This window comes from Mycolicibacterium aichiense (genome assembly GCF_010726245.1).
GTDB lineage: Bacteria > Actinomycetota > Actinomycetes > Mycobacteriales > Mycobacteriaceae > Mycobacterium > Mycobacterium aichiense.
Map to the genome: position 1 here is coordinate 2,169,713 of NZ_AP022561.1, position 11,904 is coordinate 2,181,616.

General features: G+C 67.3%; 12 protein-coding genes. 5 read left to right on the plus strand and 7 right to left on the minus strand.

Features of this window, described 5'->3' with window-relative positions; translation table 11 throughout:
* Window positions 1–11: 11 nt before the first annotated feature.
* Together G6N32_RS10460 and G6N32_RS10465 are read right to left on the minus strand one after the other, a co-directional pair.
* A complete protein-coding gene (locus G6N32_RS10460) occupies window positions 12–563 on the minus strand; it encodes a GNAT family N-acetyltransferase (protein WP_410432628.1) in 552 nt (183 codons plus the stop codon).
* 2 nt (window positions 564–565) lie between these two features.
* Window positions 566–730 (minus strand): hypothetical protein, encoded by a 165-nt coding sequence (locus tag G6N32_RS10465; protein WP_163789215.1) that lies wholly within the window; start codon window positions 728–730, stop codon window positions 566–568.
* A 254-nt stretch (window positions 731–984) separates the two neighbouring features.
* Between G6N32_RS10465 and G6N32_RS10470 the strand changes: the two genes are divergently transcribed.
* From G6N32_RS10470 to G6N32_RS10480, 3 genes are read left to right on the plus strand one after another with little or no spacing between them, the layout of a single operon-like run.
* Complete coding sequence (locus G6N32_RS10470; protein WP_115319543.1) at window positions 985–2,217, plus strand: cation:proton antiporter; 1,233 nt, start codon at window positions 985–987, stop codon at window positions 2,215–2,217.
* 39 nt (window positions 2,218–2,256) lie between these two features.
* On the plus strand, window positions 2,257–2,703 hold the full coding sequence (locus G6N32_RS10475; RefSeq protein WP_115319544.1) for a CBS domain-containing protein: 447 nt from the start codon (window positions 2,257–2,259) through the stop codon (window positions 2,701–2,703).
* 23 nt (window positions 2,704–2,726) lie between these two features.
* Window positions 2,727–4,016 carry an ArsB/NhaD family transporter gene (locus tag G6N32_RS10480; RefSeq protein ID WP_115319545.1) on the plus strand — a complete coding sequence of 430 codons (1,290 nt, stop codon included), beginning with the start codon at window positions 2,727–2,729 and terminating at the stop codon, window positions 4,014–4,016.
* A 103-nt stretch (window positions 4,017–4,119) separates the two neighbouring features.
* Here the strand turns inward: G6N32_RS10480 and G6N32_RS10485 are convergent, their stop codons facing one another.
* The 4 genes from G6N32_RS10485 to G6N32_RS10500 all read right to left on the minus strand — a co-directional run bounded on the left by G6N32_RS10485 (window position 4,120) and on the right by G6N32_RS10500 (window position 8,709).
* Window positions 4,120–5,376 (minus strand): MgtC/SapB family protein, encoded by a 1,257-nt coding sequence (locus G6N32_RS10485; RefSeq protein WP_115319546.1) that lies wholly within the window; start codon window positions 5,374–5,376, stop codon window positions 4,120–4,122.
* A gap of 93 nt (window positions 5,377–5,469) precedes the next feature.
* Entirely contained in the window at window positions 5,470–5,757 is a 288-nt protein-coding gene (locus G6N32_RS10490; protein WP_232077594.1) for a hypothetical protein, read from the minus strand.
* Entirely contained in the window at window positions 5,754–6,266 is a 513-nt protein-coding gene (locus G6N32_RS10495; RefSeq protein ID WP_115319547.1) for an SRPBCC family protein, read from the minus strand. The genes G6N32_RS10490 and G6N32_RS10495 overlap by 4 nt, the downstream gene beginning before the upstream one ends.
* A gap of 70 nt (window positions 6,267–6,336) precedes the next feature.
* The gene (locus tag G6N32_RS10500; protein ID WP_232077595.1) at window positions 6,337–8,709 is read right to left on the minus strand and encodes a heavy metal translocating P-type ATPase; all 2,373 of its coding nucleotides are present in this window, start codon (window positions 8,707–8,709) and stop codon (window positions 6,337–6,339) included.
* A gap of 190 nt (window positions 8,710–8,899) precedes the next feature.
* Between G6N32_RS10500 and G6N32_RS10505 the strand changes: the two genes are divergently transcribed.
* Both G6N32_RS10505 and G6N32_RS10510 read left to right on the plus strand, forming a co-directional pair.
* Window positions 8,900–9,571: a response regulator transcription factor gene (locus G6N32_RS10505; protein WP_115319548.1), complete on the plus strand. Its 672-nt coding sequence runs from the start codon at window positions 8,900–8,902 to the stop codon at window positions 9,569–9,571.
* Window positions 9,568–10,776, plus strand: a complete 1,209-nt coding sequence (locus G6N32_RS10510; protein ID WP_170310590.1) for a sensor histidine kinase — start codon at window positions 9,568–9,570, stop codon at window positions 10,774–10,776. Before G6N32_RS10505 ends, G6N32_RS10510 begins: the two co-directional genes overlap by 4 nt.
* On the opposite strand, the gene G6N32_RS10515 is transcribed toward G6N32_RS10510, so the two are convergent.
* The gene (locus G6N32_RS10515) at window positions 10,773–11,789 is read right to left on the minus strand and encodes an FkbM family methyltransferase (RefSeq protein WP_115319549.1); all 1,017 of its coding nucleotides are present in this window, start codon (window positions 11,787–11,789) and stop codon (window positions 10,773–10,775) included. The genes G6N32_RS10510 and G6N32_RS10515 overlap by 4 nt on opposite strands.
* Between the last annotated feature and the right edge of the window lie 115 nt (window positions 11,790–11,904).

Below are 11,904 nucleotides of genomic sequence, written 5' to 3' on the forward strand. Positions count from 1 at the left end.
GTGGCGCGAGATTACAACGGGCGCACCATCACGTAGTCCTGTTCGGTGTGCGTCCCCATCGGGAATGTCTTGGTGCCCGCGACGACGAACCCGCGCTTGGCATAGAACCGTTGCGCGCGGGTGTTTCTCTGGTTCACACCCAGCCAGAGGCATCGGGCTCCGGCGTCGCCCGCGCGATTCACCGCGGCGCCCATGAGCGCTGCAGCTACTCCCGACCCGTGGCTGTCGGCCAGCACATAGAGCTTGGACAATTCGACTGCCGGCCGCGCAATGACGGCCCGTGCGACGTCGGGGTCGGTGCCGACCCCGTCGATCAGCATGGCGTAGCCGACCATTCGGCCGCCGTCGCGGGCGACGAGTACGGTGCGCGACGGGTCCGCCAGGTAGTCGACGAACCGCCCGCGCGACAGGTGGGTGGCGATGAAGGCTGTGACGTCATCGGGTGGCGAGGTGGGCGGGCACGCGAGCGGGAAGGTGGCCGCCGCCAGATCGGCGAGCTCGACCGCGTCGGCCTCGACGGCGTCGGTTATCTCGGGCGCGGCAAAACCGTTGGGAGAGTTCAGGTTCACGGGTTCCACTGCGTGAGGCGCTCGTCGGTGTGCGGGTTGATCAGGACCACCCGGCCGGCCACGGTCACGCCGGCGACGATGCCGGTGGCCTGAAGCCGCAGCGTGGCGCCAAGGTGTCCGGTCGGGGCGTCCACCGACGACGCCGGGGCGGTGCTGCTCACCGCCGGGAGGGGCGGTGAAGCCGGCGCCACAGACAGTAGAGAACCCACGAAACTCCTCCTCACCCCCAGGAATGGTGGCACACGGGCAGTGGTGCTGTCGGGGAACGCGGTTTGCCGGTTGGTGCCGGTGGTACACCCAAGGTTGCCTGCCACCCGCCTTTACGGCATCTTTACGCGAAGGTGTGCCGGGAAGTCTGGTCGGCAGTCGCGCCCGAATGGGCGGTCGACTCGAGCGAAGATGCGGAGACTCAGGCGTGGCGCTTGTCCTGGCATTCGGTGTGGTGCTGCTGATCAGTGTCTCGCTGTCCGGTGTGGCGGCCAGGACCGTGCTGTCCACCGCGTTGATGTTCCTGGTGGCGGGAGCGTTGATCGGCCCGGGCGGATTTGACATCGTCGAGCTGGGCCCCGGGCATGGCATGGTTGCCGCACTGGCGGACATCGCCTTGTTCACCGTCCTGTTCACCGACGGTCAGCGCGCCAATATGCGTGCGCTGCGCGAGAATTGGCGGCTGTCCGGGCGAGCTCTCGGGCTGGGGATGCCGTTGACGATGGTGGGAATCGCGGTTCCGGCACACTTTCTGGCCGGGCTGGACTGGCCCACCGCGTTTCTGCTTGGCGCGATTCTGTCGCCGACCGATCCGGTGTTCGCCGCCGCATTGGTCGGCCGGTCGGACATCCCGCTGCGATTGCGGCGGTTGCTCAACGTGGAGTCGGGTCTCAACGACGGGCTGGCGCTGCCGTTCGTGCTGATCTTCCTCGCCACTGCCAAACACGAGAGCTCGCACTGGACCGAGGTTCTCGAGGAGCTCGCACTGGGCCTGGTGCTCGGCTTCGGTATCGCCGCGCTGGTGGCGCTGGCCTGGCGCAGCAAGATCCTCACTGCCGAACCGCGATTGCAGCCGCTGGGACCGGTCGCCATCGCGGTCGTCGTCTACGCCGGCTGCCACTTGACCCACGCCAATCCCTATTTGGCCGCTTTCGCGGCAGGGTCGACTCTGGCGACGCTGGACCCGGTGACTGCCGAACGTTTTGAACCCTTTGGCGATCTGTTGGCCGAGCTCACGAAGTTCGCGGCGCTTTTGGTATTCGGAGCGCTGATCACGCCGGACAGGCTGTCGCACCTGGGTTGGCAGGGCTGGCTGCTGGCGGTGGTGGCAATTGTGGTGATTCGCCCGGTGTCACTGCTGGTTTCGCTGCTGCGCACGAAGATGCCGCGGCGCGAACGGCTCACGGCGGCCTGGTTCGGCCCCAAAGGGTTCGCGTCGGTGGTGTACGGGCTGCTCGCTCTGCAGTCGGGCATACCCGACAACCAGCTGGTCTTCGACCTCGTCGCGGTGACAATCGCGCTGTCGATCGTGCTGCATTCCTCCACCGACGTACCGGTGGCCAAGTTGCTCCGCGTCGAGCCGCCCGACAATCTGCCGGCCGGCCGGCCTGAGCCCGGTGAACCCGCGGCTGCCGATCGCAGAGCGCCGGAGTCCGCGTGACTGACCAACGGCCGGCGACGAACAACGTACGGTTCGTTTGTGCGCGCACACCAGATCGCCGAACAGTTCCCGGCCGTGGCATCGGATTCCGGTGCGTTGGATGCGGTGCGGCTGATGGCCGAACAGCGACTGCCGGGTTTGGTCGTCACCGACCCGCAGGGCCGACCGTTGACGATCTTGCCGGCGTCACAAGTCGTGCGGTTGCTGGTTCCGGCCTACATCCAGGACGATCCCTCGCTGGCTGGTGTACTGGGCGAACAAGCCGCCGACCGGATCGCCGACAAACTGGGTGGCAAATCGGTTCAGCAGGTGCTGCCCAAGTCGGCTCCGCACATGCCGACGGTCGACGCCGACGACACGATTGTGGAGGTCGCCGCCATCATGGCCCGCGACCATTCACCGCTGGTGGCGGTGGTGACCGGCAAGCGGCTCGTCGGCGTCATCACCGCTTCCCGATTGCTGGAAGTAGCGTTGCAGGCTCAGTGAACTCGGCGAGCGCAAGGTAGTCCATGGCTGTTGTCGCGCTTGGCATCTTCGTTGTCGCCTACCTGCTCATTGCCACCGAACGGATCAACAAGGTCAAAGCGGCGCTGGGCGGTGCCGCCGTGGTGGTGGCGATCGGCATTGTCGGCTCCGATGACATTTTCTACTCGCGCGAGACAGGCATCGACTGGGATGTCATCTTCTTGCTGCTGGGCATGATGGTGATCGTCGGCGTGCTACGGCAGACCGGTGTGTTCGAATACACCGCGATCTGGGCAGCCAAGCGGGCCAAGGGATCTCCGCTGCGAGTGATGATCCTGCTGGCCTTGATCACCGCCGCGGCGTCGGCATTGCTCGACAACGTCACCACTGTCCTGCTGATCGCGCCGGTGACGCTTCTGGTGTGTGACCGGTTGGCCATCAACCCCGTACCGTTCCTGCTCGCCGAAGTGTTCGCGTCCAACATCGGCGGCACCGCGACTCTGATCGGCGATCCACCGAACATCATCATCGGTAGCCGGGCGGGCTTGTCGTTCAACGATTTCCTGGTCCACGTGACCCCGCTGGTGGTGATCGCGCTGGCAGCGTTCCTGGCCTTGCTGCCGTGGTTGTTTCGCGGGTCGTTCACCGTCGAGTCCGACCGGGTGGCCGAGGTGATGTCGCTCAATGAGAGAGAGGCGATTCGAGATGTGCGCCTACTCGTCAAGTGCGGGGTGGTGTTGGGTGCGGTCTTCGCCGCGTTCATCGGACACTCGGTGATCCACGTCGAGCCGGCGGTGGTGGCACTGCTAGGCGCTGGTGTCCTGATCGTCGTCTCCGGTGTCGAGCGGACGCACTACCTGGGCAGCGTCGAATGGGAGACGCTGTTGTTCTTTGCCGGCCTGTTCATCCTCGTCGGGGCACTGGTGAAGACCGGGGTGATCGCCCGGGTAGCCGAGTTCGCCGGTGCAGCCACCGGCGGCAATCCGCTGTTGGCTGCGATGGCGATCCTGTTGGTGTCGGCGCTGCTGTCGGGGGTGATCGACAACATCCCGTATGTCGCGACGATGAGCCCGGTAGTCGCCGACCTGGCTGCGACCGTAGCCAATCCGGTTCACGGCCAAGCTCTGTGGTGGTCGCTGGCGATCGGCGCGGATTTCGGCGGTAACCTCACCGCCGTCGGCGCGAGCGCGAATGTCGTCATGCTCGGCATCGCGGCCAGGGAGGGGTACCCCATCAGTTTCTGGGAGTTCACCCGCAAGGGGGCGATCGTGACCGCGTCGACCATCGGCGTGGCGGCGCCGTACGTGTGGCTGCGCTATTTCGTCTTCGGCTGACACGGACTCACGGTCTGTGGGTGACCGCGCCGATCCGCCTCGGGGTGCACCGGTTGGCGATCTTCCACGCTGTGGGACGTGATCGCATCCAGTTGTCGAGAGCTCAGCCGAACACGAGGGCGGCGGTCAGCGCCGCACCGAACACCACCGTCGGGCCGGCCATGCCGGCGACGAAACCGAGCCCGAAGCGGCGACCCCCTGCGGTGAAGGCCAACACAATTTTCACCAGCAGGTTGGACCCGAGCGCGGCGGCGATCGCAATCAATGCGGTGTCGACACTGATGTCGCCTTTGGCGGCCAGGCTTGCCGCCGCGACCGAGCCGGCGTGTGCGTCGGCGAGCCCGGCTGCGAACGCGGCCAGCACCGCGCCTTGGGGCCCCAATACGTCGGCGCCCCAACGACCGACGAGCAGAGCGAGAGTCAGTACCGCGGCGAGGATGAGAGCGGGTCGCAGCGCGAACGGCCGGCTGGCCGGTGTGGACGCCGCGTCCTCGGCGGGCTCGGTATCGGGCCTGCGGGCCTGCGCGGCGCTTCGGTACACCACCAGCGCTACGCCGACCAGGACGACGGCCCCCGCGGCGACGGGAAGCCACAGCCTGCGCAGCACGTCGATGTCGACCAGTCCGATCACCAGCAGAAGTTGCACAAAGGTGGCGCCGCTGGCCAGCAGTGCGCCGGCCAGCGGTGCGCGTACGCCGGCGTCGGTGCGGCTGGCCCGGCCCATGGATGCCGTCGTGGCGCTTGCCGACACGAACCCACCGGCCAAACCGGTGACGAGAAGGCCGCGCTGGGGACCCAGGGCGCGAACACCGATGTAGCCGAGCCACCCGATGCCGGTCAGCAGCACCACCAGCAGCCACACCTTCGACGGGTTGAGAACCCCATAGGGCCCGATCTGCCGATCTGGCAGCATGGGCAGGATCACGAAGGCGACCACGAAGAACTTGATCGCGTCCTCGAGCTCGATCTCGCTGACGATTTCACGGGCGAACCGATGGATCCGGGTTTTCGACACCAGCAGCACCGTCACGATCACCGCGAGTGCGACGGCCAATGCCGGCCGGGTGCAGGCCAGCGCGCCGAGCAGGTACGCCACAACAGCGGCTATCTCGGTGGTGGTCCCCGGATCGTCCTGACTGGTGCGCATATAGGCCAGGGTGAAAAGTGCTGCAACGCAGACCATCCCGGCGATGACGGCCCATGTGTTGAAGCTGGCCGCGACCGCGCCGGCCAGTGACAGCAACGCGAACGATCGGGAACCGGCGGGCAGTCGGCGGCTGTGGCTACGTTCACGCTCGAAGCCGAGCAACATCCCGATGGCCAGAGCCACCAGGAACGGCTCCAGTTGCTGCACGTTCACCGCGATGCCCCCCGCGTCACAGTCACCGCGCAATCCTATGGCCAGTGGTGTTGCCCGCCCGACATGCTGACCGAGCGGCGGGTGAACGTGGCGTCACGGCCCGGGTGCCGGGCCGGCTGCTTCGGTTGCGGGTGTGGGTTGACTGCCCTGGATACTGCGCTGGTGCTCGTGGCCTGTCGTGCCCCACCCCGCATACCCCAGTGCCACGGCCAGCGCGGTGTATATCGCCGCTTCTGACCACATGAAGCCCACGCCCCAGCGTCGTCCGAGGAACACGGGCTCGTTGATGATCCCGCGGGATGTCGCCACCGCGTATGCGGCGTGGGCGTAGCCCAGGGCGGCGAACGATCCCGAAAAGAACTTGCACGCTTCGCGATTCATGGTTGGCTCCTATCGTCGAGCGGTCTCACCTGTGCGGCCGGGTGCAGTCGCTGAGGTATCAACGGGAATTCGGTGTGCACGTGCTGGTCCATCGCCGTGGCGAAGTCCGGCGAGAAGTACATCCGCAGAAGCGGATCGACCAGGCGTCCCGGTCCCGTCCATCCGGCGGTAATCGTGTGGCGAACATGTACACCGCCGGTGACATCGGTGACCTCGATCGTCAGCCACGCCGGCAGCCGAACACCCTTCTTCATCTGCCACACGATCTTTCGGCCGGGTTCGGCCTCGACGACCACCGCCGTCATCCGGAGGCGACGCTTACCGATGAACTCGTCCATGAATACCTCATCGCCTACGTGGCCGGATCTGCCCGCGGCGACGGGGTGCAGACGCAGGTGCACGCCGGGCCACCACTGCTGGTACGCCGCGTCGGTCCAGTCGGACAGGAAGCCGGTGACCTCGGCCGCGGTCAATCCCGGAACCGTCACTTCGGATCGGATCGTCAACACCGTCGGACCTCCCGCTTATCACGTTCCATCAACGCTATTGCCGCTGCCGTGACGGCGTGAGGGTCCAACGTCATCGAGTTGGTGGTATCTGGCCCGCTGTTCGCTTCGCCTCGATGTCCTCGGCGTCGGTGAGGGTGAAGTAGTTCTCTTCCTCTTGAAGGAAGTGCAGTCGCAGCAATGCGTGCAGGCCGTAGAGACAGGCGCGAAGGTCGTCGAGCTGATCGAGCTGGACGGCTCCGGCGTTGCGCGCCAGCTCGAGGTGGTTGCCGATCCGGTCGGTCAGTCGATGAATCTCGGCATGGGTCCTGCTCATTGTGGCGGTGGCTTCGGCGCTGCCCAGGGGTGCGGCCAACGCCGGGTAGAGGTCGTGTTGTTCGGCATCCTCGTGCGGTAGCAATTGGTCGGTGAGAAACCGGTAGGCACGGTCGAGCGCGTCGATCGCCGATTCGTCGCGGTGGCTGTCGAGTTGGGACGCGGCGTCACGCAGCTGGGAGAGCGCGTCTCGCAGGATGTCGTGTTCTGCGGCGAACCGGAGCAACAGGGCTTCGGTCTCGTGCGGCAGCGCAATCCCCACCGCGGGGTTACCACGAAGTGCGCGCAGCGCATTGAGGATCACGGCGACGTCGATGGCCTCCTGCAGGAGCGCTCCCGCCGCGGGCGGCAGCCAGCCGAATGCGGCGACACCCATCGCCAGCAGCGACAGGGCCATTCCGACGACCGCGCTCTGCACCGCGATGTGCCGCGACCACCGAGCGATATCCATCGCGTCGGCCAGGCGGTCCAGCCGATCCGTGGTCAACACGATATCGGCGGCCTCCGATGACGCGGTGGCGCCGCGGGCACCGATCGCGACACCGACAGTGGCCGCCGCAAGGGCTGGGGCGTCGTTGACGCCGTCGCCCACCATGACGGTCACCGCCTTCTCCCGTTCGGCGCGTACCGCGGCGACCTTGTCCGCCGGGCTCTGATCTGCGTACACCTCGTCCAAACCGAGCACAGTGCCCACTTCCCGTGCGGGCGCGGACCGGTCACCGGTGAGCATGACCAGCCGGGTGAAGCCCGCCGCGCGGAGCCGGCGCATGGTTCGGGGTGCCGTGCGGCGCAGGGGATCTCGCAGCAGCACCGCGCCGATCACAGCATCGTCGACACCGACCCACGCGATCGCGGCGGTGTCCAGGCTCGCGCGATTGACCGCTGCGCGCGCCCACCCCGCTTCCGGGACACCGGTGGAGAGTTTGCCCACGGAGACCTGCGCGCCATCGACCGTGGCCGCAACTCCCCGCCCCGGTTGCTCGATCATGTTGACAGGCAACGACAGCGGTATGTCCTGCGCGAGTGCTTCGGTGACGATCGCCTCGGCCAGCACGTGGGGAGACATCTGATCGACGGACGCGGCGAGGCGCAGAACCTCCCTGCGGTCGTAACCGGGTGCCGGGAGAACATCGACAACGACGGGGCGTCCGGCGGTGAGCGTGCCGGTCTTGTCCATCACCAATGTCTTTGCATGCCCTAGGTTTTCGAGTGCGCCGCCGCTGCGGACGACGACACCGTGACGTGATGCGCGCGACAGCCCCGACACGATCGCCACCGGCGCGGCCAGCAGCAGTGGGCACGGGGTCGCCACCACCAGCACCGCCACCGCACGGACCCATGATCCGCTGGCCAGTCCCGCGGCGGCGGCCACCACCAACGCCACCGGAAGAAACGCTGCCGCATAGCGGTCGGCCAGCCGAACGATGGGCGCGCTTTCAGAGCCTGCCTGCTCGGCCAGTCGCACGATGCCGGCGTAGGTGCTGTTCGCGGCGGTGGCCGTCGCGCGAATGTCAAAGGCTGTGGCGGCGTTCACCACGCCGCTGCGGACCGGTTCACCGATCGCACGTTCGACTTGCAGGGGCTCACCGGTCAGGACCGATTCGTCGAGAATTGCCTCGGCGCCCTCAATCCGGCCATCCACGGGAACCACCTCGCCAGGACCGACGACCAGCACATCACCGATCGCGACGTCCGCCAGGGGGATGACCGTGACTGCGTCGCCGGCTTTGCGCCGCGCAAATCGCGGCGCATGCTCGAGTAGGGCCCGCAGATCCTTCGACGCGCGGCGCTGTGCGGCGGCATCCAGGAAACGGCCCGTGGACAGCATCACCGCGATCAGGGCGCCGGCCACATACTCGCCCACCCACAGCGTGCCGACCAGGGAGAGCACCGCCAGCAGATCAACCCCGGCTCGGCCCCGGTACAGCGAGAGGACCACCCAGACCACCGCGGGCACCACACCGGACAGCGTTCCCGCGACCCAGATACCGTCGGCGATCTCGTGCCTGCCGACGAGCCAGGCGAGGCAGCCCAGGAACAGAGCCGTCACGGTGACGGCCAACAGAACCGGCTCGACCAGCGGCCGGATCCGCAGCCACCATGGCCGGTGTGTGCTCTCGGGACCGCTCACGGCCAGGCTCCGACCGTCCGCGAGCGGGCCCGGCAGTTGGCGATCACACGCCCTCCTCCTGGCCTCGTCCCGTCATCATCGTGACATCCGGACCCCGCGTTAAGAGGACAAGGTCACCTTCTTTGAGCGCTGAAAGAACGTGTGTTCGGCGGCGTCGAGTCGTGTTGCGTGGCACGCTCGTTGAGTGCCCATGCCGAGCGTCGCCCCCGCGGTTCTGGTCGTCGAGGACGATCACGCGCTCAGTGCGATGCTGGCGGCGCTGCTCACCGATGAGGGCTACCGGGTCGACACCGCATACGACGGACAGCAAGGGTTGCACCGCGGGTTGACGGGGGATTACGACGCTTTGATCGTGGACCGTGGGTTGCCGGTGATGGACGGCGCGGATCTGATTGGGCTGCTCAGATCGAAAGGCGTCGCGACGCCTGCGCTGATCTTGACGGCGCGCGGAGCGGTGGAGGATCGGGTGGAAGGCCTCGACGCGGGTGCGCAGGATTATCTGGTCAAGCCCTTCGAAGTTCCCGAGCTGCTTGCCCGGGTGCGTGCGCTGCTGCGGCGAATCGACAACTCCGCCACCGTCGTCGGCGCAGGCGGCCTGCGGCTGGACCGGGTGACCCGCCGGGTGTCGGGGCCGGGCACAGACGGCGACGTCGAGTTGTCCGAGCGGGAAGCCTCGCTGCTGGCGACGCTGATGTCCGCACCCAAACGGGTGTACAGCCGCGCTCAGCTTCTCGACTTGGTGTTCGAGGGCGTCGAGTCCGGCGGAGCGGTGGATCTCTACGTCCACTATTTGCGGCGCAAGCTCGGTAAGCAGGTGATCCGCACCGTGCACGGCGCCGGCTACCGCTTCGGGTACGAATGACCCCGGCCAGTGATCTCGCCGTGGTGCGGCGGGCCGGCCGCATCGCGGCGATTCAGGCGTCGGTTGCCCTTGCCCTGGTGCTGCTGGTCGTGGGCGGGGTGGTGTTCATGGTCTACGTGCGTGCCCAGAACCGTCAGATCGACGCCGAGCTGCGGACGCTGGCCATGTCGGCCGACGACGCCGGCGACCCGCCCCCCGACATGGAACTCGCGTTGCGCGAGAACGACGGTGAGGTGTCGACCAGTGATGGCGGGCAGCCCGGGGTGGCGCTGCTGGCCGGACCGGCGGGCTTCGGCGACCTGCGCACCGACGGGCGTCATTACCGGACGTTCGTTGTGGATCGGCCTGAGGGGCGGGTGGTGGCGATGATGGATCTGGCGCCCTACCACGCGGGCCGTAACCGTCTGCTGATGTCGGTGGGCTTCGCCGAACTGGCCGGCATCCTGGCATCGGTCGCGGTGGTGGTGCTGTTCACCCGACGGTCGGTGCGTCCGCTGGCCCAGGCGTTGGCGTTGCAGCGCAGATTCGTCGCGGACGCGTCGCACGAACTGCGGGCGCCGCTGACGGTGTTGCACACCCGCGCCCAGATGCTGGCTCAGCGGGCCGGTACCGCGGACGCTGAAGTGGTTCGCGCCGACGCCGACGCGCTGGTGGCCGACACCCGCGCGCTGAGCGACATCGTCGATGATCTCCTGGCGTCGGCGACGATGACGGCGGGCGAGTCGCGACGCGATCGGGTTGACCTGGCCTCGGTGGCATCCGACGTCCACCACAGCCTGGCGCCGTACGCGGATGCGCTGGGCGTCGACCTTCGCTATGAAAAGCCAAGCGGTACCGATCTGTTCGAGATCGTGGGATCCAGCGCCGCGCTGCGCCGGGCGCTCACCGCGTTGGTGGACAACGCCCTGAGCCACGAGCACCCCGGCGGCGTGGTCGACATCCGTCTGAGCCGGCAGGGCTCGATGATCATCGCGGAGGTCGCCGATGACGGTGTCGGCATCGACCCCGACGCGATGGCCACGCTGTTCACCCGGTTCGCGCGCGGAACCGAGCACACCACGCGGACCGACCGGCAGTCGTACGGGATCGGGTTGGCGCTGGTGCGTGAGATCGCCCACGCCCACGGCGGTGAGGTGACCGTCGAGTCGACCTCCGGTCATGGCGCAACCTTCACGCTCACTCTTCCGGCCGCCCCGGTCGGCTAGCGGGGCGCGCGCACGTCGATCGCCAGCCGTTCGCCGTCGTGGCGGGACAACACCAAATCCAGTCGTGAGACGCGGGCGGTGAGAGGATCGCGCAGCCGGACCGCATCGCGCACGTCGTTGGGCCACAGGTATCGCCACGCCGCGTAGCTGTTGGTCATCTCGTACACGTTGAAACCGGCCTCGATGAACGGGCGCAGGACGTCGGCCGGCCGCAGCTCACGGTCCGGCCACCATCGGGGCGAGAGTTCGACCACGATCTCGGCGTCGTCCCGCAATGTCCCGATGATGTTGCGCATCCCGGCCAGGACGTCGGGTTCGGCGCCTTCGACGTCGATCTTGATCAGCCGCGCCGACGTGATCTCGCGGAACGTGAGGATCTCCTCGAGCGGCCTGGCCTCGATCGTCGACTCGGCATGCAGACCGCGCGACGGCAGCGTGGTCGACATTCCGGCGTTGTTGCGCGGCCCGGCGTACACCGTCAACGTCCCGGATTTCGCCGCAGCCGCCATGTTCACCCGACGGATGCGATCGCGATGGCCGCTGACATCCACGTTCTGGTGCAGATCGTCGAACATCGCCGGCGATGCCTCTACCGCCACCACGCCACCCTGGGTGCCCACCGAGCCGGCCGCGAGGAGTGAGTAGTAGCCGATGTTGGCACCGACGTCGACGAAGACGTCGCCGGCGTCGAGCCGGCTCGCGATGAATCGGGTGAGGTCCGGCTCCCACTCGTGGAACACCCAGATGTAGGTGGCGATCAGATCGGGCAGCCGGCACATCAGCGTGGCGTCGAAGCCGGTGCGTCCCGGCAGCTGCACGGCGTGCCCCAGCCGGCCGTAGCCGCGCAGCAGCAGCGACAACGCCGCGAATACTGGTATCAGGAGCGCGGCCCGGAGCACCCTTTCTGCGCGTGGAACGGTTTGCTTGGGAGTACCGAGCCGCCGCGCCACGTTGCGCAGACCGCATGCCGTCGCGACGACCATCAGCTCCAGAGGTGACCGGGTCGAAACCATGCGTTACAAATTCATGTCGCATTCTTTGAGTCGACAAAGAACATCGGGCCGACACTGCCGACGCCACGCTCGAAGCTGCGAAATGGCGCCAAAGAGGCAGTTTCCCAAGCAAATT

What these genes read in the sequence shown, in the direction of transcription:
- G6N32_RS10515 (WP_115319549.1), bottom strand. Translation starts at nt 11,789, where the DNA reads ATGGTTTCGACCCGGTCACCTCTGGAGCTGATGGTCGTCGCGACGGCA.
- G6N32_RS10490 (WP_232077594.1), bottom strand. Translation starts at nt 5,757, where the DNA reads ATGAATCGCGAAGCGTGCAAGTTCTTTTCGGGATCGTTCGCCGCCCTG.
- G6N32_RS10505 (WP_115319548.1), top strand. Translation starts at nt 8,900, where the DNA reads ATGCCGAGCGTCGCCCCCGCGGTTCTGGTCGTCGAGGACGATCACGCG.
- G6N32_RS10480 (WP_115319545.1), top strand. Translation starts at nt 2,727, where the DNA reads ATGGCTGTTGTCGCGCTTGGCATCTTCGTTGTCGCCTACCTGCTCATT.
- G6N32_RS10510 (WP_170310590.1), top strand. Translation starts at nt 9,568, where the DNA reads ATGACCCCGGCCAGTGATCTCGCCGTGGTGCGGCGGGCCGGCCGCATC.